Origin of the sequence: Paraburkholderia sp. 32, from assembly GCF_050435345.1 — a bacterium.
Taxonomy (GTDB): domain Bacteria; phylum Pseudomonadota; class Gammaproteobacteria; order Burkholderiales; family Burkholderiaceae; genus Paraburkholderia; species Paraburkholderia tuberum.
This window is the reverse complement of sequence record NZ_JBNDKD010000003.1, coordinates 3,055,975-3,081,505: the sequence shown is the minus strand read 5'-3', so window position 1 is coordinate 3,081,505 and position 25,531 is coordinate 3,055,975. Positions and strand designations below refer to the sequence as shown.

At 63.9% G+C, this 25,531-nt stretch carries 23 protein-coding genes; 7 read left to right on the top strand and 16 right to left on the bottom strand.

All coding sequences use genetic code 11. The features are described 5' to 3' along the window. Positions 1 to 41 precede the first annotated feature (41 nt). From OKW26_RS37055 to OKW26_RS37035, 5 genes are all read right to left on the bottom strand, one after another. Entirely contained in the window at positions 42 to 2,285 is a 2,244-nt protein-coding gene (locus OKW26_RS37055; protein ID WP_429356675.1) for a polysaccharide biosynthesis tyrosine autokinase, read from the bottom strand. A gap of 49 nt (positions 2,286 to 2,334) precedes the next feature. Continuing rightward, entirely contained in the window at positions 2,335 to 3,474 is a 1,140-nt protein-coding gene (locus OKW26_RS37050; RefSeq protein WP_187615911.1) for a polysaccharide biosynthesis/export family protein, read from the bottom strand. A 40-nt stretch (positions 3,475 to 3,514) separates the two neighbouring features. Next, entirely contained in the window at positions 3,515 to 4,900 is a 1,386-nt protein-coding gene (locus tag OKW26_RS37045) for an undecaprenyl-phosphate glucose phosphotransferase (protein WP_429356674.1), read from the bottom strand. A gap of 55 nt (positions 4,901 to 4,955) precedes the next feature. Further along, complete coding sequence (locus OKW26_RS37040) at positions 4,956 to 6,557, bottom strand: sugar phosphate nucleotidyltransferase (RefSeq protein WP_184062193.1); 1,602 nt, start codon at positions 6,555 to 6,557, stop codon at positions 4,956 to 4,958. A gap of 91 nt (positions 6,558 to 6,648) precedes the next feature. Continuing rightward, complete coding sequence (locus tag OKW26_RS37035; protein ID WP_429357162.1) at positions 6,649 to 7,644, bottom strand: helix-turn-helix domain-containing protein; 996 nt, start codon at positions 7,642 to 7,644, stop codon at positions 6,649 to 6,651. A gap of 877 nt (positions 7,645 to 8,521) precedes the next feature. On the opposite strand from OKW26_RS37035, the gene OKW26_RS37030 reads away from it, so the two are divergent. Beyond that, the gene (locus tag OKW26_RS37030; protein ID WP_167368625.1) at positions 8,522 to 8,671 is read left to right on the top strand and encodes a hypothetical protein; all 150 of its coding nucleotides are present in this window, start codon (positions 8,522 to 8,524) and stop codon (positions 8,669 to 8,671) included. A gap of 288 nt (positions 8,672 to 8,959) precedes the next feature. On the opposite strand, the gene OKW26_RS37025 is transcribed toward OKW26_RS37030, so the two are convergent. From OKW26_RS37025 to OKW26_RS36995, 7 genes are all read right to left on the bottom strand, one after another. After that, positions 8,960 to 10,462: an MFS transporter gene (locus OKW26_RS37025; protein WP_090803252.1), complete on the bottom strand. Its 1,503-nt coding sequence runs from the start codon at positions 10,460 to 10,462 to the stop codon at positions 8,960 to 8,962. A 61-nt stretch (positions 10,463 to 10,523) separates the two neighbouring features. Further along, positions 10,524 to 11,771, bottom strand: coding sequence for a CaiB/BaiF CoA transferase family protein (locus OKW26_RS37020; protein ID WP_429356673.1), 1,248 nt, complete (start codon positions 11,769 to 11,771; stop codon positions 10,524 to 10,526). Further along, a complete protein-coding gene (locus OKW26_RS37015) occupies positions 11,768 to 12,784 on the bottom strand; it encodes a hydroxymethylglutaryl-CoA lyase (protein ID WP_429356672.1) in 1,017 nt (338 codons plus the stop codon). The genes OKW26_RS37020 and OKW26_RS37015 overlap by 4 nt, the downstream gene beginning before the upstream one ends. Positions 12,785 to 13,028: 244 nt before the next feature. Continuing rightward, entirely contained in the window at positions 13,029 to 13,922 is an 894-nt protein-coding gene (locus tag OKW26_RS37010; protein WP_429356671.1) for a LysR family transcriptional regulator, read from the bottom strand. Positions 13,923 to 14,116: 194 nt separating this feature from the next. Beyond that, positions 14,117 to 14,620, bottom strand: a complete 504-nt coding sequence (locus OKW26_RS37005; RefSeq protein WP_429356670.1) for a lysozyme inhibitor LprI family protein — start codon at positions 14,618 to 14,620, stop codon at positions 14,117 to 14,119. Positions 14,621 to 14,693: 73 nt separating this feature from the next. Continuing rightward, positions 14,694 to 14,861, bottom strand: coding sequence for a glycoside hydrolase family protein (locus OKW26_RS37000; RefSeq protein ID WP_409259510.1), 168 nt, complete (start codon positions 14,859 to 14,861; stop codon positions 14,694 to 14,696). 565 nt (positions 14,862 to 15,426) lie between these two features. Beyond that, positions 15,427 to 16,356 carry a 3D domain-containing protein gene (locus OKW26_RS36995; RefSeq protein ID WP_429356669.1) on the bottom strand — a complete coding sequence of 310 codons (930 nt, stop codon included), beginning with the start codon at positions 16,354 to 16,356 and terminating at the stop codon, positions 15,427 to 15,429. A gap of 110 nt (positions 16,357 to 16,466) precedes the next feature. Here OKW26_RS36995 and OKW26_RS36990 point away from each other — a divergent pair, with 110 nt between their 5' ends. Further along, positions 16,467 to 17,489, top strand: coding sequence for an IS30 family transposase (locus tag OKW26_RS36990; protein ID WP_429352295.1), 1,023 nt, complete (start codon positions 16,467 to 16,469; stop codon positions 17,487 to 17,489). Between the two features lie 436 nt (positions 17,490 to 17,925). On the opposite strand, the gene OKW26_RS36985 is transcribed toward OKW26_RS36990, so the two are convergent. Then, entirely contained in the window at positions 17,926 to 18,183 is a 258-nt protein-coding gene (locus tag OKW26_RS36985; protein ID WP_429356668.1) for a hypothetical protein, read from the bottom strand. Between the two features lie 121 nt (positions 18,184 to 18,304). Between OKW26_RS36985 and OKW26_RS36980 the strand changes: the two genes are divergently transcribed. Both OKW26_RS36980 and OKW26_RS36975 read left to right on the top strand, forming a co-directional pair. Continuing rightward, positions 18,305 to 18,952: a LysE family translocator gene (locus OKW26_RS36980; RefSeq protein ID WP_184062202.1), complete on the top strand. Its 648-nt coding sequence runs from the start codon at positions 18,305 to 18,307 to the stop codon at positions 18,950 to 18,952. Positions 18,953 to 19,209: 257 nt separating this feature from the next. Then, positions 19,210 to 19,998 carry a sulfite exporter TauE/SafE family protein gene (locus tag OKW26_RS36975; protein ID WP_090803240.1) on the top strand — a complete coding sequence of 263 codons (789 nt, stop codon included), beginning with the start codon at positions 19,210 to 19,212 and terminating at the stop codon, positions 19,996 to 19,998. A gap of 41 nt (positions 19,999 to 20,039) precedes the next feature. Here OKW26_RS36975 and OKW26_RS36970 read toward each other — a convergent pair whose 3' ends face one another. Further along, complete coding sequence (locus OKW26_RS36970; RefSeq protein WP_184055491.1) at positions 20,040 to 20,288, bottom strand: hypothetical protein; 249 nt, start codon at positions 20,286 to 20,288, stop codon at positions 20,040 to 20,042. A 349-nt stretch (positions 20,289 to 20,637) separates the two neighbouring features. Then, positions 20,638 to 20,982, bottom strand: a complete 345-nt coding sequence (locus OKW26_RS36965; RefSeq protein ID WP_184055489.1) for a BON domain-containing protein — start codon at positions 20,980 to 20,982, stop codon at positions 20,638 to 20,640. Between the two features lie 570 nt (positions 20,983 to 21,552). Between OKW26_RS36965 and OKW26_RS36960 the strand changes: the two genes are divergently transcribed. The 3 genes from OKW26_RS36960 (at position 21,553) to OKW26_RS36950 (ending at position 24,924) form a co-directional block, all read left to right on the top strand. Next, the gene (locus tag OKW26_RS36960) at positions 21,553 to 22,956 is read left to right on the top strand and encodes a TAXI family TRAP transporter solute-binding subunit (RefSeq protein ID WP_429356667.1); all 1,404 of its coding nucleotides are present in this window, start codon (positions 21,553 to 21,555) and stop codon (positions 22,954 to 22,956) included. Positions 22,957 to 23,116: 160 nt separating this feature from the next. Continuing rightward, positions 23,117 to 23,773 carry a 2-hydroxychromene-2-carboxylate isomerase gene (locus OKW26_RS36955; RefSeq protein WP_187617873.1) on the top strand — a complete coding sequence of 219 codons (657 nt, stop codon included), beginning with the start codon at positions 23,117 to 23,119 and terminating at the stop codon, positions 23,771 to 23,773. Between the two features lie 200 nt (positions 23,774 to 23,973). Beyond that, a complete protein-coding gene (locus OKW26_RS36950) occupies positions 23,974 to 24,924 on the top strand; it encodes a LysR substrate-binding domain-containing protein (RefSeq protein ID WP_090803229.1) in 951 nt (316 codons plus the stop codon). Here OKW26_RS36950 and xdhC read toward each other — a convergent pair. Beyond that, positions 24,921 to 25,511: a xanthine dehydrogenase accessory protein XdhC gene (xdhC, locus tag OKW26_RS36945; protein WP_429356666.1), complete on the bottom strand. Its 591-nt coding sequence runs from the start codon at positions 25,509 to 25,511 to the stop codon at positions 24,921 to 24,923. The genes OKW26_RS36950 and xdhC overlap by 4 nt on opposite strands. Positions 25,512 to 25,531 lie beyond the last annotated feature (20 nt).

The following is a 25,531-nucleotide window of genomic DNA, read 5'->3' as shown; positions in this document are numbered from 1 at the left end:
CCCGCGCGGCGCCCCGAAAGACGCGCGCGCGGGCAGCAGTGTCAGCCGGCGATGCTGTCGTAGCCGTAATAGCCGCCCTGATACCCCGAGCCGAGAAACGCCGCTTCCTGCGGAACGTCGGTGAGCAGCACGCCGCGCAGACCGACGCCACCGTTACGCAGGCGTTTGGTGGTTTCGATGATCTCATGCAGCGGTTGACGCCCATGCCGCACGACGAGCAGCGTCGTCGCCGCGTATTTGCCGATCAGCGTCGAGTCGGTCACGGCGAGCACCGGCGGCGTGTCGATGATCACGACGTCGTATTGCGGCTTCAACACCTCGAGCATCGCTTCGAAGCGTTTGCTCATCAGCAGCTCGGCCGGGTGCGAGGGCAGCGTGCCTTTCGCGAGCACGTCGAGGTTGGGCAGCACGTCGCGCTGGATCATCGCGTTGAGATCGCCGCCGCACAGCACGTCGGACAGTCCCGGCCGATGGCTGACGCCGAAATGCGAATGCACGTCGCCGCGTCGCATGTCGCCGTCGATGATCAGCACGCGCTTGTTCGCCGACGCGACCAGCGTCGCCAGATTCACCGACAGGAACGACTTGCCCGCATCGGGCCGCGAACCGGTGATCATCACGACGTTGTTGGCCGCATGATCGAGCGACAGCTGCAGCGAGGTGCGCAGATTGCGCACCCCTTCCACCGCGATATCTTCGGGCGCCTGTTGCGCCAGCACATGCTGCCCGCGCTGGCGCAGCGACACCTTTTCCTGCAGGCGCAATTGCGTCTGGCTGCGCGGCACCACCGCGAATACCGGCACGCCGAGCATCCCCTCGAGTTCGTCCGGGCGCTCCACGCCGCCGCGCATCGCGCGCCGCAAGAAGACCAGCAGCAAGCCGAGCGCGAGGCCGCCGCCGAGCGAGATCAGGATCACCAGCATGCGCTTCGGCCACACCGGATCGTCGGGCGTTTCGGCGAAGTCCACCACGCGCACGCCGCTCACCTGCCCCGCCTGCGCGACCCGCAGTCGCTGCACGCTGTTGAGCAGGTTCATGTACAGATCGGTGTTCACGTGCACGTCGCGCTGCAGACGCAGCGCGGTCTGCTCGGTGTCGGGCATCGTCGAGACGCTGTGGTTCATCGTGCTCTGCGCGCCCTGCAACGCGGCGATCTGCGCATCGAGCGCGGCGACCATCGGATGATTCGGCGTAAAACGCTGCAACAGCTCCGCGCGCTGCTGCTGCAGATCGAGCAGCTTCGTCTTGTTGTCGACGATCTGCTGCAGCAGCAGCTTGCTTTCTTCACCGAGATCGACGGCGCCATGTGTATTGCGGAACTTGCCGTAGCGCTCTTCTGCGTCGTCGAGCGCCTTGCGCGCGTCGGGCAGTTGCTGTTCGAGATACGCGAGCGTGTGGTCGGATTCGGTCGAATGGCTCGCGAGATCCTGCCGCACGAACTGGCGCGCCACGTTGTTGACGATCGCCGCGGTCAGCGCCGGATCGGCGCCTTCGAGACTCACGCGGATCACGCCGGAGTCCTCCGCCGTTTCCTGCACGACCATCGTCTTCGCCAGACGCTCCACCGTGCCGAGCGTCGACGCGCGCGTCAGCTCGAAACGCGAGCCGGGCGCGCCGACCAGTGTGTCGACGTGCAGCGTGACCGGGCCGATCGCGGTATCGGTTTGCACGGTCTCGCCGACGCGCCCCGACAGGATCGCGCTGCCGTGAGGATCGCGCAGCATGAAGGTGTTGCCGGCGCCCGCGACTAGCGTGAAGGTCTCGCCATACAAGTCCTTCGACGTGTCGAAGCGCGACACCGCGATGCTCTCGTTGCCCCACGCGAACCCGCGCAGGTTGACGAACGACGGCAGCCGGAACCACCAGTGCCCGTTCACGAGTCCGGCGATCTTGCTGCCGATCACCGGCAGATAACGCGGCTTCGCCGTGATGTCGAGGTGCAGCGCGCGGACCGCCTCCTCGGTGACGAGACGCGACTTCAAAAGCTCGATCTGCGCCGCGGTCGACGGCTTCGAATCGTACGCGCCGGGAAGCGGCGCCGCCGCGTCCCGGCCGTTCGCATTGACGTTGACCGCATTCGCCGTCCTGTCCTGGACGTGAAACAGCACGTCCGAACGATAGACCGGCGGCGTGAGGAACGCGTACGCGCAACCGAGCGCGAGCGCGATCAGCGTCACGGTGAGGATCGTGCGCCAACCGCGCACGATCGTGCGCACGTAGTCCGACAGATGCAACTGCCCCGGTTCATACACGCCGGCGTAACGGTTTTCGTAATTGATTGCCATGTTTTCACCCAACAAGGCCTGCCGGTTCAGATATCGCGTCACGCATGCGTCACTTCGACACGACGACTCCCGTCACCGCCGCGTTGATCGCGGGCAACAGCAGGTTCAACACACGGTTGAAGCGAACCAGACCGCCCTGACCGACGTACACGATGTCCTTCGGCTGCAGCTCGAACTGGTTCGCGAGCAGCATCGCCACCGGCGAGGTCGCATCGAGGTGATAGATCTGCGGCGAGTCGCTGGTCGAATTGCGGATCACGAACAGCTGCTGCCCCGAGGCCGTATTCGAGTCGAAGCTGCCGCCGTCGGAGATCGCCTGCGACAGCGTCAGCGAGCCGTTGCGCAACGGCAGCACCGTGGCCGGCTTGTTGACTTCGCCCATCACGTAGACGCCGCTGTCTTCGCGCGCGTTCACGCGCACGGTATCGCCCGGCTGCAGATAGATATCCGACGGATTGCGGCCGTGCTTGATGAGGTCGTCGATGTTCAGCCTATAGGTCTTGCCGTCGCGGATCAGATCGACCCGGCTGCGATCCGCGGTCGTGTTGAAGCCGCCGCTCAGGCCGATCGCGTTCGTCAGCGACATCGGAATGTCGTTGATCGATTGCGTGCCCGGTGTGCGCACTTCGCCGTCGATATATACCGTCGCGTTACGGAACGACGCGACGCGCACCGTCACCTCGGGCTTCTGATAGACCTTGCTCAGCCGCGAATACAGCTCGCGCTGGATCGTCGCGACGTCCTTGCCGGCGACGTGCAGGTTGCCCGCGTACGGAAACTGGATGTCGCCGTTCTCGTCGATCAGGAAGCCCGGACTTGCATCGGAAGGGCGCGAGGTCGTCGGCGGCTGTCCCAGCGCGGCCGCGAGTTCCGGATGATCCCACACGACGATCTGCAGCACGTCTCCGGGGCCGACCCTGTAGACGGCCGGCTTGCCGAACAGACCCGTCGTCGTCGGCGGCAACACCGCGGCAGTCTGGTCGGCATTCAGCTTCTTCAGCAGTTCCAGATTGATATCGGTGATCGGAATCTGCTTCTGCTGCGAGGCTTCGGTACTGAATTCGCCACCCGTGTCCTGAATCGTGGCCGGCGTGACCATCCGTTGTCCCGGTACGATCTGACATCCGGAAAGCAATGCTGCGCTTGCGAAAACCACAAGACTTCCTGTGCGAAAACCAAGTGAGCTCATGATCTTTACTCCTTCGCCCCGAGGCGTTGTTATCGACTTTCTAGTAAGCGTTTCGATGCACCAGTCCGGCGACAATCGTCGCGCCGATGATCCGCATGTCGAGTGCGAACGACCAGTGACCCAGGTAGTACAGGTCATGTTCGACGCGACGCTCCATCTTCTCGATGCGGTCGGTTTCGCCACGGAAGCCGTTGATTTGCGCCCAGCCCGTGATTCCCGGTTTGATCCGGTAGCGATTGATATAGCCCGCGACCACCTTCTGATAGAGGTCGTCGTGCTCGAGCGCATGGGGACGCGGTCCTACGACCGACATGTCGCCACGCAACACGTTGAAAAATTGCGGCAGCTCGTCGAGGCTCGTGCGGCGCAGAAACGCGCCCACTTTCGTCACGCGCTTGTCGTCGCGCGTCGCCTGGCTCAAGGTGCCCTTCGCTTCGGTATGCACGCGCATCGAGCGGAACTTGTAGATCGTGAACACTCGGCCGTCCGCACCCTTGCGCTTCTGTTTGAACAGCACCGGTCCGCGCGAGGACAGCTTGACCGCGATCGCGATGCCAAGCAGCAGCGGCGCGAGGGCAACGATCGCGGCCGCGGCGAACAGCCGGTCGAAGACTTCCTTTTTCAGCATCGCGTTGGCCGACAGCGGCGAGGCGACCAGATTGATCGCCGGCACGCCGAGCAGATCGACCACGCCACTGCCTTCGAACAGCGCATGGCTGCGCACGTCCGGCATGAAGCGGATATTCACGAGGTCGTCGCGGAACTCGTCGATCAGCGCGCAGATCAGCGGCTCCTCGGACAGCGACAGCATCAGCCATAGCTCGTGCACGTCGTTGGTGCGGATGTAGTCGGCCAGCAGATCGACGCGATCGAACACCGGCACGCGCGGATCCGTCACGCCGGAGTCGTCCGGGCGCGTGTTGTAGACGGCGGTCGCGCGAAAGCCCGCGGTCGGCGCCGACTCGATGCGGCGCAGGAGCGCATCGCACTGCGAACCGCTGCCGACGATCGCCACCTGATGCAGGTTCATACCCGCGCCGCGCGCCCGCGCGAGCACCGCGTGCGCGATCACCCGATTCGCGATCAGCAGGCCACCCGTCGTCGCGGTCCAGTACGAGAACCACAGCCGCGACACGATATCGATGCGATGCAGCGAGTACATCAGCACGAGCGCGCAGGCCTGCACGATCAGCCACGCGAGCGACACCTGACCGGCGAGCCCGAGCTTCGAGCGGCCGCGCCATGATTCGTAGACGCCGAACGCGGGGAAGATCGCGAGCGCGAACGCAGCCGAAAACATCACCAGCGCCCAGTAGAAACCCGACTGGCCGAGATAATCGAAGCGGATCCGCGACGCCACGGTCGCACCCGCCAATACCAGAGCGACATCGAAAATCCGCGCGAGCAGATCCTGAAACTTGCGCATTTTACTTACCTCGTTCTGCCGTTCCTGTACGCAAAAAGGGGCGTGTATGGGCTGCCTACGGGCAGCGGCCGTAGTTGTCGTCAAACCTCACGATGTCGTCTTCGCCGAGATAGGTACCCGACTGGATTTCGATGATTTCGAGCGGCACCCTGCCGGGGTTTTCGAGCCGGTGACGCGTGCCGAGCGGAATGTAGGTCGATTCGTTTTCGCTGAGCAGGAACTGCTCTTCGCCGCGCGTGACGAGCGCGGTGCCGCGCACGACCACCCAATGCTCAGCGCGATGATGATGGAGTTGCAGCGACAGCTTTGCGCCGGGCGTCACGACGATGCGCTTGACCTGGAAGCGCTCTCCGCGATCGATCGAGTCGTAGAAGCCCCAGGGGCGCCGCACCTTGCGATGCGCGTCGGCCTCCGGCGCGTGCTGCGCCTTGATGCGCGACACGAGCCCCTTGACGTCCTGCACATGCGAGCGATCCACCACGAGCACCGCGTCCGCGGTCTCGACCACGACGACGTTCGCGGTGCCGACGCACGCGACGAGCCGCCCTTCCGAATGCGCATAGCAGGACACCGCGCCTTCGAACGCCACGCGGCCGCGCCCGGCGTTGCCGTTCGGGTCCTTCTCCATCGCGGCCCATACCGCGTCCCATGAGCCGAGGTCGGACCAGCCGGCTTCGAGCGGGATCACGACGCCGGGGGGAATGACCGCGGCTCGACTTTGAGCTTGCATATCGTCCTGTGCCGCGCCTTGCGCTTCGACGTTGCTCGCGCTGTCGTCTTGCGCCGGCGCCGGTTCGGTCAAACGCTCCATCACCGCATAGTCGATCGAATCGGCGGGCACGTCGAGGAACGCGTCGTGCGATGGCCGGAATACGTCGCCGTCCTGCTTGCCGCTCGCGAACGCGGTTGCGCACGGCGCATGCATGTCGGGCCGCAGCGCCGCGAGCGTGTCGAGCCACACGCGCGCACGCACGATGAAGATGCCGCTATTCCACCAGTAGGTGCCGGCCGCCAGGTATTGCCTCGCGAGTTCCTCGGCGGGCTTCTCGACGAAACCGTCGATCGCGTGGCCGCCAGCGGCCAATGCCGCGCCGATCCGGATATAGCCGAAGCCGGTGTCGGCACGCGTCGGCGGCACACCGAGCGTCGCAATCGCGCCCTCGCTCGCGTGGTGCGCCGCGCACGCTAGCGCGCGCTGCAGGGCAGGCACGTCCGCGATCGCGTGGTCGGCCGGCATCACGATCAGGATCGCGTCGTCGCCGGCCGCGCACGCGAGCGATGCCGCGAGCGTCAGCGCGGGCGCCGTGTCGCGGCGCGCGGGCTCGACGATCAGACGCGCGTCGACGCCGTTTTCATGCAACTGTTCGGCGATCACGAAGCGATGCTCCTCGCCGCACACGACGATCGGCGAAGCGTCGACGCTCCAGCCCGCCGGGAAGCTCTCGAGCCGCCGCGCGGTCGCCTGCAGCAGCGAGTCGGAGCCGACCACGTCGATCAGCTGCTTCGGAAAGTTTTCGCGCGACACCGGCCAAAGCCGCGTGCCCGAGCCGCCCGCGAGAATGACCGGGACGATGTGCGCGCAGCGCGCGCCAGCAACCCCGGCGCTTGCGCCGTTCGGCTCGACGGATCGGGCGCTCACACCTGCCTGCGTCAACATATCGGGATATCCTTTTCGATCTGCAAGGTACGACGAACAACGGACCCGTCCCCGCCTGTCACGCGCGGTTACCGGGCTGGCTCCGTCGGTGCTACTCGCCTGCCATGCGGCGGCTTTGAATCCTGAACTCGGTCGGCGAAATCCTCATCCGCTTGCGAAACACTTTCGCTAGCCGGTCGCCGTTGCCCATCCCGGTGCGCCGGGCGATCTTGTCGACCGGCAATTCCGATTCGGTCAACAGGCTGCACGTCACCGCGAGGCGCTCGTGCAACAGGAAACTCGACGGCGTGATCCCCATTTCCATCTTGAAGCGGCGCAGAAAGTTGCGCTCGCTCATCGCCGCGAACTGCGCGGCATCCGCAATCGAAATCGCCTGCTGGCAGTTTTCCTGCAGCCAGCGCGCCGCCGCGCGAACCTTGTCGCCGGGACTCATGCCGCCGTCCTCGCCGAGCAGCGGCGCGAGGTTCGTGCACGAGTCGGACAGCAGCCGCTCGGCAGCCGAGCGCGCGGTCGCGTTGCCCAGATCGCGCTTGATCATCGCGAGCGCGCTGCGCATCGATTCCAGCCGGTCGTTAAGGTCGACGACGCCCTGCTCCGCCGAGCCCGCGCCAATTCTGGCCACGGCCGGCTGGTGCGGGTCGCTCCCGTCCTTGTCCTCGGGCAGGGCCGCCGCGTCGAGCACCGCGCGCCCTTCGGCGATCGGCCGGATCATCGAGGTGTTGCGACGCACGCGCCGCAGCCATCCAAGCAGACGCTCATCGCGCGCCGCCGACGCCGCGCCCTTGCCGCCCGCCACATAGAGCGCGTCGAAGCCGCCGTAATGGCGCGCGTCGAGTCCGTCGGTCCAGACGCGCAAACCCGACGACGAAATCACCATGCCGCCGCCGGCGGACAAGAACGATACGTCGTACAGCCACGCGCCCGAACCGGAAGTGGCGAGTTCGTTGGCAGCCTGGAACACCTCGGCGATCACGCCCGCCCCTTGCAGCGAGCAGTCGTTGAACAACAGAATCGCGACACGACGCACGCCCTTGTTCGGAGCATGCACCCAGCGCAGCATTGCAGACTCGAGACTCGCGCAGGTCATAGTCATCCTCTCGACAGAAAACGATCTACTACACCTTTTACGATCACGCACAATGCGAACTCCGCGCAGTGCATCATAGCGACGGCCTCCGGCGCTCTGCCGTCATGTCCGAAAGTGCAGACATATTGGCACTATGAATACGTGATCGGCCAGTGCAATTCGGCACAATACCGAAACGACCGTCTTTTCACTGGATTAATCGTCTAACCGCATATGGTTGAATATGCACTCGCAAATCTTAATGCAATTTAAAAAATGAATGCGTACGCCAGCGCACACTGCGCGGCTACTCGAAAAACGGCGTGTCCCGCCTTATGTACCCACCGAGGCGGCATTTTAAAAGAGATTTTTTGCCGGAATTGGCTATCGATGAGTGAAAACCCCCGGCCCTACCAAGCGGGTCCGGCTGCATCGACAACTTCCCCTGACGATCCGCGCAAGCGCCGTGCAACCGACCCTTCGCCCGTCCAATGCAAGCACTCAACGCGCCAGAACAGATTATTTAATCTATTTTTTATTGATGACGGGAATATTAACGTGGCGATTAACGTTTCAAACCTGAAACAAGGATATCGGACGACTTTAGCGCCCCCGCAATAGATGGGCCAATGGCGGAATAAGTCGGGTGCGAGCGGGTGCATTTCCGCCAACCGATTGCGGAAATGGACTACGAGGTTTCCGCAAAGGGGGTTGGGGACAGCGAACGAAGTCCGCCATCCCTACGCAACGATTGTGACACCCGTCGAGAACGCGCCGCGTAATGGCACGACGCGACGATAGTTCGGCGTCGCCTGACAGGTTTACGGCGGGCAAGCGCACATAAAAGTGGTTCTGAACGGGTTACGATGCCCCCGACAAACGCGCTGGAACCGCACACATGGACGGCATTTCATGGATCACGCTGATACTTGCCACGATGATCGGCGGGTTCCTGTTCGCAATGATCGGCGTGGTGCTGCTCGCGCTGCTGCTCGGCAACGTATCGGACCGGCTGTCGAGCAACGACGAGACTCGCCAGGACTCATAGGGCCTGTTCACGCTAATAACGGGCTTGCGCTGGCCGCCAGAAGGGCCGAGCGCAAGGAATGCGAGGCAACGAATACTCGACGTATTCGCAAGAAGCATGACGCGGCGATCGGCCCTTCTGGCGGCCAGCCCCTTGAAGCTTTTTTTAATACAGGGGAACGTGCCTTTCCGCTCGTATTGCGGCGTCGGTCGTCGCTTGTTTGGCTCGGCCAAACGGCGCTCCTCTCTCCTTGCACTACGCGCGCAAAGGCACGTTCGCAAGCCCGTTATTAGCGTGAACAGGCCCTAGCTACTTCGAAAGATCCTCGAGCGCGACATCGCGCGTCTTCGGTCCCAGCGTACCGATCGCGACCATGACGATCGCCATTGCCCCCGAGATGAACACGAACACGCCGTTCACGCCGAAGCGACCGAGGCAGGCGGCGATCACGAACGCCGAGAACATCGCCGAAATCCGGCTCCATGAGTAAACGAAGCCGACCGCGCGCGCGCGGATGCCGGTCGGAAACAGTTCGGCCTGGTACGCGTGATAGCTGTATGAAATGATGTTGCCCGCGAGCACGAGGCACACGCCGAGGCTCACGAGCAGCACCGTCTCGCGCGCCTGGCTGAACGCGAGTCCGCACACGACGTTGACCGCCGCCATGCAGACGATGACGGTCTTGCGCTCGAAGCGATCGGCGATCAGCAGCCCCAGCAACGGCCCGAGCGGCGCCGCGATCGCGATGATGCTCGCGTACATCAGACTCGTCGTCACCGTGATGCCCTGCTTCATCAGCAGCGTCGGAATCCAGTTCGCGAAGCCGTAGTAGCCCATCGTCTGGAACACGTGAAAGATGATCAGCATCAGCGTGCGCTTACGATACGGCGGCACCAGCAGATCACGAAACGCCGCCCGCGCGCGCACCGGTTCGGGCAGCGCGGGCTCGGGCAACGGCAGGCCGCATTGGCGCCGATACTCGCGCGCGACGCGTGCTTCGAGACGCGTCATCACCGCGTCGGCTTCGTCGAGGCGGCCTTTTTGCGCGAGCCAGCGCGGGCTCTCCGGCAAGCCGCGGCGAATCCACCACACCACGATCGCGCCAATCGCGCCGATCAGCACGACCACACGCCAGCCGTCGAGGCCGAACAGGCGTTGCGGCACCAGCAGATACGACAGGAACGCGACGATCGGCACCGCGCAGAAGCCGACCGCCTGCGAGCACGCCGAAGCGCGCCCGCGAATGTGCTTCGGCACGAGTTCGGAAATATATGTGCCGATCGTGACGATCTCGACGCCGATGCCGACTCCCGCGATAAAGCGCCAGCAGTTCAATCCGAGCGCCGTGTGCTGGAACGCCATCACGACGTTGGCCGCCGTGTACCACAGCAGCGACCAGGTGAAGATCGCGCGCCGGCCGAAGCGGTCGGCGAGAAAGCCGCAGGCCGCCGTGCCGATGAACAGGCCCGCGAACAGCGCGGCGATGAAACTCGCGACGCCGCTCGTGCCGAACAGGCCGCGCGTCGTGGCCGTCAGCAGGCCGCTGTGCACGAGTCCCGGCGCAATATAGCCGGAGTACATCAGGTCGTAGAGTTCGAAGAACATGCCGAAGCTCAGCAGCATCACGAGCTGCCAGATCGTGCGGGTCGCGGGTAGCCGGTCGAGCCGCGCGGAAATGCGCGCGCCGTCGAGCGCGATCGCGCCGGCGCGGTCCGAGCCTGCCGCATCTGCGCCCGCGTCCGTGGGTGAGCCGTCGAGCGCGCCGGCATCGCCGAGCGCCGTTGAGTACATCGCCTGATTCGACGATTTCATCGTCTGTCTCCAGAATTATTGGTCTATTGCTCGCTGCAGCGGGTCAAGCGCGGCACGACGCTCACGCAGCCGCGCGCGGCGCCCGCGATTGCACGCCACCGCCGAGCTCCGCGATCCGCGCGTCGTCGAACCCGAGTTCGCGCAGCACCTCGACGGTGTGCTCGCCGATCTTCGCGATCGGCCGACGCGGCCCGAGACGCGCACCGTCGAGCGAAATCGGCAGCAACGGCATCGCGGTTTCGCTGCCGTCGTCGAGCGTCAGCGGCACCAGGCCGCCGCTCGCGTTCAGGTGCGGATCGTCGAACAACTCCTCGGGCTTCGTGATCGACGCGAACGGAATGTGATTGCGCTCGAACAGCGGCACGAGCGTCGCGCCGTCGAGACGGCTCAGGCTTTCGCCGAGCGTCTGCAGCAGCCAGCCGCGCGCGAGCACGCGGTCGTTGTTGGTCGCGAGGCGCGCATCGGCGAGCAGATCGTCGCGTTCGAGAATCGCGCACAGCGCGCGCCACTGCGCGTCGCCGGTCGCGGCGATGAACATCTGCTCGCCGTGCGCGAGCGTAAACACGTCGTAGACGGCCCAGGCGCTGATGCGCTCGGGCATCGGCGCGGCGGCCATGCCGGTCGCCGCGAACTGCTGCATGTGCTGCGCCGAGAGCAGCACGCAGTTCTCGAACAGCGCGCTCTGCACCTCCTTGCCGCGGCCGCTCGCGTGCCGCTCGTGCAGCGCCGCCAGCACACCGATCGCGCCGAACATGCCGCCCATGATGTCGTTGACCGAGCTGCCCGCGCGTAGCGGACGGCCCACCGGACCGGTCATGTACGCGAGGCCCGCCATCATCTGCACGACTTCGTCGAGCGCCAGACGATGTTCGTACGGACCATTGAGAAAGCCCTTGTGGGACACGTAAATCAGCCGCGGATTGCGCTCGCGCAGCGTCGCGTAATCGAGGCCGAGACTCGCCATGCGGCCGGGTTTGAAGTTTTCGACGAAGACGTCGGCGCTATCGACGAGTTGCTTCAGCGCGGCGAGACCGGCTTCACTGTCGAGATCGAGCGCGACGCTCTTCTTGTTGCGATTGAAGGTGCGAAAAAAGCCCGCGCCGGTGCCGAGCAGCCGGCGCGTGCTGTCGCCGCGCGGCGGCTCGACCTTGATCACTTCGGCGCCGAGGTCGCCGAGAATCATGCCGCAGGTCGGACCCATCACCATATGCGACAACTCGATCACGCGGATGCCCGCGAGCGGCAAGGTGCCCGGCCGCGGCGTAGACGTCGACGACGAAGCTGAAGTAGCGGAGGAAAGCGGAGTCATTGCGGCACCTGCGGAACGGAAGAATGGAGACAATGCAAAGATTCGGCGTAGCTGGCGGAGTCGCGCGCGACCGCTTGCGCGTGCGCGAACTGTTTCGGTAATCCCGCTCGCGCGAGATAGCCGTACAGCGGCTCGCCCGGCAGCGCTTGCGCCAGCACCGCGCGCGATGCGAGTAGCCGCGCGATGTCGATACCGGTGTCGTAGCCCATGCTGTGAAGCATGAACACGAGGTCTTCGGTATTGACGTTGCCGGTTGCGCCCGGCGCATGCGGACAGCCGCCGAGACCAGCCAGCGACGCGTCGAACTCGCGGATCCCGTGCTGCAGCGCGACCAGCGTGTTGGCGAGCCCGAGGCCGCGCGTGTCGTGGAAATGCAGCGAGCGCAGCCTGTCGCCCGCGACGTCGCGCACCAGCTCGATGACCTCGCCGACCTGACGCGGCGTCGCTTCGCCGGTCGTATCGCCGAGCGCGATCACGTCGGCGCCGGCCTGCACCGCGGCGCGCGCGATCGCGGCGATATCCGCGTACGGCACGGCGCCCTGCAGCGTGCAGCCGAACACCGTCGACAAACCGGCGATCAACTCGACGCGGCGCCCACCTGCCGGGGGCGCGCCATCGATCAGCTCGCGCATCGCGGCGAACGCGTCGATCATCTCGGCGGGTGTCTTGCGCACGTTCGCGGCGCTATGCGCGGCGCTCACCGAAATCGGCGCGACGATGCGCTCTACGCCAGCCTCGAGCGCGTGCTGCGCGCCCTTCAGGTTCGGCACGAGCGCGCTCACGCTGAGATCGTCGTAGCTACGGGCGTGGGCGACTACGTCGGCGGCGTCCGCCATTTGCGGCAGCAGCTTCGCCGGCACGAACGACGCGACTTCCATGTGGCGCACGCCGGCCGCGTAGGCGGCGTCGATCCAGCGCCGCTTGTCGTCGGTGGACATGATGCGGGCAATGCTTTGCAGACCGTCGCGCAGACCGACCTCGGTCACGACGACGCGCTCGCGGGTTTCATTCATTGGTTGGAATCCTGGTCGTGGACGCGGGCTTCAGAGGCCGTTGGATGGAAGTGATGCGCTGACTGGGTCACAGCGTGCCCGCGTGACGACGCGCGGCAAAGTCTGCTTTGGCGAAGCACACCATCGCCGCTCGCGATGGCCGCTCAGGCCAATGGGGCGGGCTTTGGCGCTCGCCTGGGTGAAATGCTTAGGGGTTTGTCTGGGGAGGTGGCGAAGGCGCGGGTGACGAGGCGTGTCGCCCGTCTTATCTGGCGCTCAGCAGATGCTCGAGCAATCGCGCGGCCGCCAGCGTCAACGCCGCGCGATCCCGCATGCAGATCACGAAGCGCCGCGCGGCCCAAGCCTCGCGCAACGGCACGGCGACGATGCCGTACTCGTCGGCCGCATGGCGCGGCAGCGCCTCGCGCGGCAGGATCGCGACCGCGAGACCCGCCTGGATGAAGCGATAGGCGGCGTCGAACGTCGATACATAGGTGCGGTAATTCAACTCGCTGCCCTTCTCCAGCGCGATGCGCTGCATCAGCGCATTGACCGACGCATTCGATGCGAGCCCCAGATGATCGAACCCGAGCGTCTGCTCGAAGCCGATCTGCGCCTCGCCCGCGAGCGGATGCGCGCGCGGCACGATCAGCGCGAGATGGTCGGCGCGATACGGCAGCGTGTCGAGACTGCCGAGCGGCACCGTGTCGCGGCAGATGCCCAGATCGGCCACACCCTCTTCGAGTCCGCGCACGATGTCCGCGCTGACGCGCTCCTCGACGTCGACGCGAATCGCCGGATTCGCCTGCAGAAACGCCGACAACGCCTCGGGCAAAAACTCCACCATCGACGACACGTTGGCGAGCACGCGCACATGCCCACGCGCGCCGGCCGCGTACTCGCTAAGCTCGGCCTGCAGGCGTTCGTGGCCGCGCATGATGAGCCGCGCGTGGCGCAACAGCGCTTCGCCGGCGGCGGTCGCGCGCACGCCGCGCTGGCTGCGCGACAGCAACGCGACATCGACGAGCGCTTCGAGATCGGCGAGCCGCTTGCTGACCGCCGACGGCGCGATGAACTCACGCTCGGCCGCGCGCGCGATCGTGCCTTCCTCGCACACGGCGATGAACAAGCGCAGCGTCACCTGATCGATTTGCCACATCGGCGCAGCGGATTTGTGGGTTGGGGGTGGGGGGAATTATGGTTGATCGTGGAAGGCCGTGGAGGATTTCTGTCGCTTGCGGTGCGGCTCGAACCACGGCTTGCCGTGCAAAGCAGTGCAGAAACAAGCACGTTGACGCTCGAATGGAAAGCCCGCAAAGCGGGGCGACTTGTTTGAGGCGCGGTTGCCTTCCGTTAGTCTTCCGTGCTCTTCAGATCGCTTATCCGCCCTTTCGTTATGCGCGCCATGCAATCCCAAAACGTCATATAACGCACCGACGCTTCGCCTAATGAATAGCTCTCAGCGTAACACTGGTTGTCGCGATACTCGACCCATGCCCTTTGTCCTTTCTCAAAGTAAGGCAATGCAACAGGATTGTTATCGACCTTCAAATCAACATCGCCTTTCCTCAACTCAGTTTCCAACGATTTAATCGTGGAATTCAATTCTGCGTAAATTTGTTCGAAATTCCTGTGGCTGCACGCAGCGATATCGGCGGTTGCCGCGTGCTCACCGGTCTTGCAAAGACGGTCAATTTCCTCGCGCAATTTTCCAGAAAAATAAACCGATGATGGCGCTGCTTTTTTGTAGTCGAACTGCACCGAGTAAATTGTTTTGCTCAGCGCAGTTGAATCAAGAAAATTAAACATCGAAACCATGATAAGCCGCACAGCAAGCATTCTAGTGGGACGCATCATATACACCTTCAGAGAACACTCCAGCCTCCGTTTCCCGGCGTTGACGCAAGCTCGATGAACAGCGAAATCTTTTTTATGTAATTCGGAATATTTCGGCAGTCACCTGATTTTCGCGATGCGTCAATTCGTCCGCAGCATGGTCTGCTACAGCATTAAAAGAAACACTCACCAATGCATCGTACACGTACTGAAACAACGGTACGTGCACTTTTGCATTGATGGCGCGTTCTGTTCGCCTCAAGTCCTTTCAAAAACTCTCTGGCGTGTTGACTGATACTGCTCTGCCCAAGGTGCAGATTGTCTTCCGGCAAGACAAGATGGAAGGTCCCACAAAGCGGGCCAACGATTGCGGTCATAGGATGCGCAAGCTATTGTGTTTGGGCTGGCTCGACTTCAATAGAGTCCAGCGTTTCCGTAATCGAAGTGGTTCCGCGTAGATCGCTACCGGTTATTTGCCGTCGGTGGCGATCAAAAAACTCCGTTTTAGTATCAATTACAAGAGTAACAGGAGTGTCGCCACGCGGACTATGCCAGATAGCCTGGAATCTGTATGGTCCCATTCGCGCGCCGCCCATATGGGGCATTGTCGGACTATTTATTCGGATCCCCCATCCCGTATCCGTAACCGAAAACGATTGCAGTATAAATTCCTTAAATTGGGGGCGATCCTTCAGCATCGGCACGATGTAATCGTTGAAGCTAATCGACCCGTCAGCGTAGACAGTCGGAACAAGCAACGTACAAAACAACCCGGCGCTGAGTCTATGTGCTAAGCGTTGTTTACTCATAACTCTATTCCTCGACGGTCATCCAATATACTTAACTTTGCGCTGCGTATTGTTTACCGCCCCATGCTCCCAAGCGGACTGGACAACGGCGCCCGCACCGACGAAATTGTCGATGTGATGGCCGGTAATCGCGCTGCCAGTATCATCGGCGAAGCGTCTGCCGACGATCTCTATTTCGACTTGAGCGTGCTTCGGTATGACGTTAGGATCGACCGCTATCGAACGATTCTCCGTAACCGGTCCGAATGCGCCTTGCACTGAATCCGTGTAAGCGAAGGCTACGCCATCCGGGTTGTTGAGATAGTCGCGATTGCCGTGACTATTTCTATGCCAACCTGAATTCACCTGTATTGGTCGAATATAGCGCCCGTTAGATGCTTTACCGGTTCCCTGCATGACAACGCCTCGCGCGCCATAGAGAAAATCGCGCTTGTGTTGATCGTTGGTTCCGCGAGCAATCACAACTTCACCTGTAAAATCCTGTTCGAAGCAAACGTGATACCCCGTAATAAGAAACGTGCTCTCGTACCATGCGTCCTTGAACCTCAAACGCAGTGGGACCGAGGTTATATCTTCATCAGCTACGGTGAGTGTCAAATCCCCGGGTTCGCGCGATTCGAGAATAACCGTCGCGCAACCGTCTAAATCGGTCGGACCTGAAATCCGTATTGTGTCGCCCGGACGGCTGCTCCTGATCGATAGGGCACGCCCGAAAACCGAATCTCCTCGACGACTTTTCACTGCGGCCTGGATAGCCAGACGGTACAGAATCTTTCCGTGCATCACACGCGAGGATGAGGGAATGATAGGCAACTTGTCACCGTAACTGTTGTCTGGAATATTCCACGACAACAGGTTCGCTGCAATCCGAACTTCAACGCACGAGTCCGGGTTTGTGTTCGTACACGCGGTGTCGTGAACCGTTAGCCAATCCGGACTTTCCGGCATTCCTATTTCTCCAATTGAAGTTTGAGGCTTGCCGTTCCGCGAGTAACTACGCGCACAGTGCTTAGTCTCTAGTTCCAAGTGCAACACCTTGAATGAGGTAGGGTGTTGCGATGAAGAAGAACTACAAGCATTTGAGTGCGGAAGAACGCGCGGCGATCATGATCGAACATCAAAAGGGCGGCAGCATAAGAACTATTGCGGGGCTGCTGGGGCGCAGCGCTTCGACGGTGTCGCGCGAACTGGCGCGTAATTGCAGCGTGGACGCGCCGCGCTACTGTGCGACGCAGGCGGCCTCGGCCTATCGGCTGCGTCGTCGGCGCTGCGTACGGCCGCGCAAGTTGATCGAAGGCAGCGCGCTTTATCGGCATGTGCATGATCACCTGGTCTACTGGCGCTGGTCGCCGCAGCAAATCGCTGCCAAACTGCGGGCCATGTATCCAGACGACCCAAGTCAGCACGTCAGCCACGAGACGGTCTATGCTGCCATTTACACGTATGCACGTGGCTCGCTGAAACCAGCCATGATCGCAGCCTTGCGCCAAGAAAAACCGGCGCGCGGAAATCGGCGCACGACGCTTGCTGGCGGCAGCTATGTTCCCGAGGATTTGCGCATCCAATATCGCCCCGAGCAGATCGAGCAACGGCTGTTGCCGGGGCACTGGGAGGGCGACTTCATCAAGGGTGCGTTTAATCGTTCCGCCGTGGGCACGCTGGTCGAACGCAAGACGCGCTTCGTGATTCTGTGCCGCATGGATGGCTGTACGGCCAGGAATGCGCTGGAAGGCTTCTCGCGGCAAATGAAGAAGTTGCCGGCCTTTCTTCGCGAGAGCCTGACCTACGATCGGGGAACGGAAATGGCCTGCCATGTCGAGCTCTCCAGGCGGCTCAATATCGATATCTGGTTTGCTGATCCGCATGCGCCCTGGCAGCGCGGCAGCAATGAGAACACCAACGGCTTGCTGCGTCAGTTTCTGCCAAAGGGCACAGACCTTTCGACGCTCTCGCAGACCCAACTCAATGACATCGCCAAATTGCTTAACGGGCGGCCTCGCCAGACGCTCGGCTGGGACTCCCCCGAGGAAGCAATGGCTAAAGAGTTAGAGAAGGCTGGATTAGCTAAACGTTGCACTTGACTCTTGAGACTGCCGTGTGTCCGCTCTGGCTTGTGGTTCCCGTTATCACCCGTTTACCGTCAACGACAATTCTGTAACGCACGTTGGCGAGGGGTTGGCCATCGCTTTTTTTGAGCACGTAATACTCGTCGTGAGTGCGAATTTTCGACGTCAGCGCTGAGGCCGCCGTGCGACCGCGGCAATCGCACGCCCATGCATAACCCAGGGCGTCGGCCATTTCGTAACCGTTCGAATACGACCGAAGCCTATCCTGCGGAAACCATTCGCCAGTTTCGACGTTCATCGCCATTGCAGACGGCATTGGCGGGAAGTTTGAGTATATTGAATAGGTGACACGACAAACTTGGCACTCTTCCTCGCCCACGGCACCTGCCTGTTTCTGTTGTCCCATTCGACCTCTTTTGATTTTCCAGAAAACACCCGGCAAATTAAGCATCTAAACGGGGGCACGGTCAATGATTTTAATTTGAGACAAAACTTCATTGACAGATATTAACGATTGCTCTGGCCATCTCATTTTTAGGCGAATTTTCCCGATATCACGGCCAAACAAAAAAAGCGGCATTGAGCCGCAATGCCGTTCAGTTAAGCAACTGAGCGGCATTTTTGTTTTTCTGACAAAAGAGCCGTGGTAAGCGAGCGCGGCGATGTCAGCTTTCATCGCCATGCCGGCCGATGCGCTGAAGCGAGTCATCGCGCGTCGAGTCTCACCCATCCCCGCCCTTGCCCGCGATTTTCGGGATGGCTATGCTGGCGGGTGCGCCGGCTGCCCGCAGGCGACCGCCCCAACCAGAACAACGCTCGAGAACCTGCCCATGTCCACCACCAGTCTGTTTTTCACGGCCGCCGGCGTCGGCCTCGCGATTGCCGCGCCGGTCGGCCCGATGGGCATGTTGTGCATCCGCCGAACGCTGAGCGGCGGTCCGCGCGCGGGACTCGCGATCGGCTTCGGCATCGCCAGCGGCGACGCGGCCTACGGGCTGATCGCGGCGCTCGGCCTCGTCGGCATTTCGCAGTTCATGCTCGCGTACGACCGCCCGCTGCATCTGCTCGCGGGCCTGTTCCTGCTGTATCTCGGCGTGCGCGCGCTGCTGCAGAAGCCGCCCGCTGAAACCGCCGACGGCAATGGCAATGGCAACGGCAAGCTCGCGCAGATCGGCCGCGCCGGCGCGCTGCGTGCGTACGCGAGCGCGCTGCTGTTGACGCTGACCAATCCGCAGACCGTCATCATGTTCGCGGCGCTATTCACGACGCTCGCACCGCGCGGCGCGTTCTCGCCGGCCATCGCGCTGACGACGGTCGGCGGTGTGTTCGCCGGCTCGATCGCGTGGTGGTGCTGTCTGGTGACCATGGTGTCGCTCGCGCGTCATGCGATCGGCAGCAGACTACGCGTCGCGATCGATCGCGTGGTCGGCTTCACGCTCGCGGCGTTCGGCGTCGTCGAAATCCGCCGCGCGCTCTGAGCGGCACCTCACACGCCACGCGGCACATCAGCGCCGTACACGCCGAACGCAGCCCGCTGCCAGCCGCGACGCGCTCCCCCCTGAACAAGTGCCGCACGCTGGCGCGGCAGTTTTGCGACAATAGCGCCTTTCGCCGCTGAGGCGCCGGCCGACGCGGCCGTGCAGCGCACCGCACGCCGCCGCACCCATCCGCCCCGGCGCCTACGCCGGCCTTGCCGCCCCAACCCTTCACCCGCGCTGCGTCAGCTTTCCGTTCAATGGCTCTACCCCACATCGATCTGCTGTACTCCGTCTCCGGCCTGTTCGTCGGCTTTCTGGTCGGGCTGACGGGCGTCGGCGGCGGCTCGCTGATGACGCCGATCCTCGTCCTGCTGTTCAAGGTGCACCCTGCCACCGCGGTCGGCACCGACCTGCTGTACGCGGCCGCCACCAAGGCGACCGGCACGCTGGTGCACGGACTGAAGGGCTCGGTCGACTGGCAGGTCACGCTGCGCCTCGCGGCCGGCAGCGTGCCCGCGGCAACCGTCACGCTGATCCTGCTGCATCGCTATGGAATGGATACGCCTGGCGCGGGCCGGCTGATCCAGGTCGTGCTCGGCGCGGCGCTGCTGATTACCGCGATCGCGCTGGTGTTCCGTCCGCAGCTCGCGGCGCTCGGCGCGCGCAAGCAACGCGCGCCGAGCCAGGCACGCACGCTCGCGCTGACCATGCTGACCGGCGCGACCCTCGGCGTGCTGGTGTCGCTGACGTCGGTGGGCGCGGGTGCGATTGGCGTGACGGTGTTGATGCTGCTGTATCCGATGCTGCCGACGACGCGCATCGTCGGCTCCGACATCGCGCACGCGGTGCCGCTGACTTTGCTCGCGGGCGCCGGACATTGGCTGCTCGGCTCGATCGACTGGTCGATGCTGCTGTCGCTGCTGGTGGGATCGCTGCCCGGCATCGCGATCGGCAGCTATCTGGCCTCGCGCGCGCCGGACGCGCTGCTGCGCAATCTGCTCGCCGCGACGCTGACGCTGGTCGGCGTGCGGCTGGTGTTGTCGTGAGGCGCTGAAGACGCGTCAAGCGCGCACGCCGTAGCCCGTGTCTATTTGAAAAACCGGCAGGTCAGATCCGCCTCGAACTGCCTGACCCACTGACCGTGGCGGTCGTAATACGACTGTGACCAGCTGCCGCGCCGCACGGTGACGACCCGCTCGTGCGCCGGCTCACCGGGTGCCACGCTCGCGCTGATGTCGAAATGCGCGGGCGCGAAACCGTGTCGCGCGCACACCAGTTCGAATGCCGCGCGATCGCCGATCGGCAGATCGATATAGCGAAACAGCGTGGTTTCCATGACCTTGGCTCCCCCTTCCCTCTTGATCACAGTACGCCTCGCGATGCGTCGGTAATGTGTCGCAGCGCACGAATCCGCGACGGCCGCGCCTCCATCAGGACCTGTGCGTGCGGCAAGCCGCATTGCTGCGGTCCCGCAAACCTCGCGAGTGCCACGCCATAAAACCGGCGGCGAAAAAAAAAGCTCCGGCGATCATGCCAGAGCCTCCAGGTTGATAGATAGACCTCGCGACGCGACGCAAGCGCGGCGTCAAACCGTCTACGCGACGACGGTGACGGCGCCCATGCCCCAAGCCGCTGCGCACCACCGCGCGACGCGGGCCTTGCGGCGCCGCGCGCACGCGTACCGCTTACTGCTGCACCACTTTGAGCTTGTTCGACACTGACATTACGCCGTCGACACCCTTGGCGGCTTCGCCGGCCGCATCGATCTGTCCCTGGGTCGGCACCGAGCCGGTCAGCGTCACTGCGCCGCCGCGCGCGCGCACGGCGATGTGCGACACGTCGAGACCCTGGGTCTTCGTCAGCGCGTGGCGCACCTTACGGCCAAGTTCGTGATTCGCTGCCTTGCCGGCCTTGACGGCGGCTGCCGCCGACGCCGTATCGGTTGCCGGAGCGTTTTGGGCGTAGACGTTGCACGCCACCACCATCGCCACCACCGGACCCAGTGCTTTCAGAAAACCGACCGTCTTCATAGCTCTCTTCTCCTTGGCTTCACATTGGACCGCATGAACAAGCGGCATTGTTACGACTACGGGCGGCCGTCATCGCGCGAACGCGCGCGTGAGCGACGGCCATCAACGGCTGTGACACGATGTGCAAGAGGCGAGAGAGGCTGATTACCGGCAACCGGTAACCGGCAAACCGCGACGTCCGCCGACGCACCCGGTTCTTGTCCGTCTTGCCGGGGTCGCGCCGCAAACGTTGGATCGCGGTAGCGATGCACAATTTAATCTAGCCGGCACAGAAGCGCAAAGGATTTAGCGCGCGGCGTGGCGCGCCGACAGCGGGTGCGTCATGCGTGCCGGAGAGAGCAGACACGCTCCGTGGTCGCGCAAGAATTTGCACGGGCATCATGCCAGCGCTCATGCCGGCGTTCACCGCGGTGCTCACCATTTGTTACGCGTTTGTCGGCGTGACGGGCGGCTACGCGTTTCGCGGCCGCGCCAATCTCAGGTACCATCGGCGCGACGCGTGCTGGCGCGCGCCGCCCAAGCCGCCTTCGCGCATTCGAGCCCGATCGACCGCCGCTTTCAGATGATCCGATGAAGCCTGACACCGGCCGCACCCGCCCTACCCATCTCGTCGCCCGTTTTGTCGCGATCTCGTGGCGCGACCTGGCGGTCTCGTTCGGCCCGCTCGTGCTGCTCGTGATCGTCGCAATCTGGGCCGCCGTGCGGCTGATCCAACCCGCCCCGCCGAATACGCTGACGATTAGCGCCGGTCCCGTCGGCAGCACCTTCTGGATCGCCGCGCAGAAGTACAAGACGATCCTTGCGCGCAATCGCATTACGCTGAACGTGCTGGCCTCGCAGGGCTCGCAGGAAAATCTGAAGCGGCTGTTGGCCCCGAACGCGGACGTCGACGTCGGCTTCGTGCAGAGCGGCATCGCGCCCGCCGGGCTCGACAAGGACAAAAGCCTGATGTCGCTCGGCAGCGTCGCTTACGTGCCGCTCGCGATCTTCTACCGCGGCGCCCCCGTCGACTGGCTGTCCGGGTTCAAGGGCGAACGCCTCGCGATCGGCCCCGAGGGCAGCGGCACGCGCGAGCTCGCGCTCGCGCTGCTGAAGGCCAACGGCATCGTGCCGGGCGGTCCGACCCAACTGCTGCCGCTAACGGGCGACGCAGCCGCCGACGCGCTGATCGACGGCACGATCGACGCGACCTTCCTCGCGGGCGACTCGGCGCAGCCGGCCGTGATGGGCAAGCTCTACCGCACGCAGAACGTGCGCTTCTACGATTTTTCGCAGGCCGACGCGTACACGCGCCGCTTTCCGTACCTGACGCAGCTGAAGGTGCCGATGGGCGCCTTCGACCTCGGCAAGAACCTGCCGGCGAACTCGATCAGCATCGTCGCGCCGACCGCCGAGCTGATCGCGCGCGATTCGCTGCATCCGGCGCTGTCCGATCTGCTGATCGAAGCCGCGCGCGAGGTGCATGGCGGCGCGACGACGATGCAGCGCGCCGGCGAATTCCCCGCCCCGCTCGCGCACGACTTCCCGCTTTCCGACGACGCCGCGCGCTACTACAAGTCGGGCAAGAGCTTCCTGTACCGGACGCTGCCGTTCTGGATCGCGAGTCTCGCGGACCGCCTGCTGGTGATCATCGTGCCGCTGATCGTGCTGCTGGTGCCGGCGCTGCGCATCGTGCCCGGGTTGTACGCGTGGCGCGTCAAATCGCGCATCTATCGCTGGTACGGCTCTCTGATCGCGATCGAGCGCAGCGCGCTCAGCGAACATGCGTCGGCCGAATGCGCGTCGCTGATCGAGCGGCTCGACACGATCGAAGACTCGGTCAACGGCATGAAGATGCCGCTCGCGTACGCGGACCAGTTCTACGTGCTGCGCGAGCACATCGGCTTCGTGCGGCGGCGGCTCACGGAAAGCCGCGACACGCGGGGCGGGCTGGACGAGGCCGACGAGCAGGCGGCCGATAAAGTCAAAGGCTGAGCGCCCCTGACGACACCGCCGGAACCTACGCCCACCGGCCGCCACCAGGGGATATCGACCGGTGCAAGCCGGGACCGCACCGCGTAAGATCGCTACAATTTTGATGAGGTAACGGACGCACCGTCCGCATCGTCCGACACAGGCAATCCGGGAGACATTTATGACCGTTGGCATCGACGCCCAACAGCGGCAGTGGTTTTACGATTTCGTCTCGCCGTTCACCTACCTGTTGCTCGAGCAATACGACAAATGGCCCGGCTTCGACTTCGCGTTCACGCCGGTCGTGCTGAACGATCTGTATCGCCACTGGGGCCAGCGCTCCGCGTACAGCGTGCCCGCCAAGCGCACCTTCATGTACCGGCACGCGCTGTTTCGCGCGGAGCAGCTCGGTATCCCGTACAAAATGCCGCCCGCCCATCCGTTCGATTCGATGAAGCCGCTGCTGCTCGCGACCGCCGCGAACGGCGACGTGCAATTCGTGCGCGAGATTTTCCGCTTCATCTGGCGCGAGGGGCGCGATCCGTCGAGCGACGAAGCGTTCGCCGAGCTGTGCGAGCGCGTCGGCAAGCCGGACGGCCCGGAACTGATCCAGGACGAAGCCGTGCAGGCGCAATTGCAGCGCAATACCGCCGATGCGGTCGAACTCGGCGTCTATGGCGTGCCGACGTTTCGTCTGAACGATCAGCTGTTCTGGGGCGAGGACGCGCTGCCGATGGTGCTGTACTGCGCGCGCACGCCGAACTGGCTCGAATCGCGCGAGGTGAAACGGATCAGTTCGCTGCCATGGGGGCTGCCGGACAAACCAACACCGGCATAACGCGGCGGCCGCAGCGGGCCGCGCCCTGGTTGCGGCTTCGGCCCGAACGAATCGACGCCGGCAGGCGTCGCGCTGATGCCGGCCATACCGTGCCCGCTATGCCGCCGAAGCGCAAACGCGCCTAAGGTTAAGCTTTCGCACCCCACGCGCGCGCCGCGCGGCGAGCTCATCGGCAGCGCCCGCGCCACCACGCTTCGATCATGGACGACACCGCCGCCTCACTCGATATCTGGCTCGTGCGCGTGCTGCGCACGCTGCTCGTCGAGCGCAGCGTCACGCAGACCGCGTTGCGGCTGAACCAGACCCAGCCCGCGATCAGCACCGCGCTGCGCAAGCTGCGCGACACGCTCGGCGATCCGATTCTGGTGCGCGGCAAGTCGGGCATGGTGCCGACCGAATACGGCGAGTCGCTGCTCGCGGCCGCGCAGCGCGTGTTGCGCGATGTCGATTTCGTCGCGACGCCGCATGGCGATTTCGACCCGGGCCGCTCGCGCCGCACTTTTCGCGTCGCCGCGCCCGACTATCTGAACGACTTCTTCATGCCGACCGTGATCGCGCGGTTTCGCGAAGCGGCGCCGCATGCGCGGCTCGAAATCGAATCGCTGGGGCCGCTGCTCGATCATTCGGCCGCGCTCGACGCCGGCGAACTCGATCTGGTGATCGGCAACTGGCCGAAGCCCGATCCGCGCTTCGAGCGCAGCGACCTGTTCGCCGATACCGTCGTGTGCATGATGCGCGCGGACCATCCGCTGACACACGAGCCGCTCACCCGCGAAGCCTATCTGGCCGCGCCGCATCTCGCGCCGACACCCTACAGCGGCGCGCGCGGCGGCGCGATCGATACCGGCTTCGCGCGGGCGAAGGCGAGCCGGCGCATCGTCGCGACGCTGCCCTACTTCGGCCTCGTCGCGCAGACGCTTCTGCAATCGGATCTGATCTTCACGACGACGCGGCGTTTCGCGATGCACTACGCGAGCATGTTGCCGCTCGCGGTCGTCGACGTGCCGATCGCGTTTCCGCGCATCCGCTGCTATCAGTTGTGGCATCCGCAGCCGGATCGGCCGAGCGATATCGGCTGGCTGAGGACGTTGATGTCCGAGGTGTCGGGTGAGCTGGTCGCGCGCAAGCCCCCGTTGCGCCGTATGGCCTAAACCGTGATCTGCTTCGTTGCGCGGACGTGGTTCGCGGCCTGCCCCAACGCATGAACCGTCGCGGCCTGCCGTGTCCTCAGTCGCAGCAGTTGCGCGCACACCGCAATCGCGATCGCGGCGGGCGCCTTGTCGATGATCCCTTCGACGCCGATCGGGCAGGTCATCTCCGCGAGCCGCTCCAACTCCACGCCTCGTTCGAGCAGTCGCCGCTCGAACTTCACGCGCTTCGTGTTCGAGCCGATCATGCCGAAGTAGCTGAAATCACGCCGTCGCATGATGCGCGAGGCCAGCGAAAAATCGAGCGCATGGTTGTGCGTCATCACCAGAAACCACGCGCCGGGCGGCGCCGCGTCGACGATCGCCTCGGGCGTGTCGGTCGCTTCGACCTGCATGTTGGGCGGCGTTTCGTCGGGGAACAGCTCGTCGCGTTCGTCGACCCACTGGACCACGCACGGCAGGCTGCCAAGCAGATGCGCGAGCGCATGGCCGACGTGTCCCGCGCCGAACAGCACGATGTGCATCGGCGCCGGCCGCGGTGCAAGCTCGGACCCGGTCCCGCCCGGACAATAATTCAGGCGTGCTTCCATATTGCGCTCCCAACTCGTTT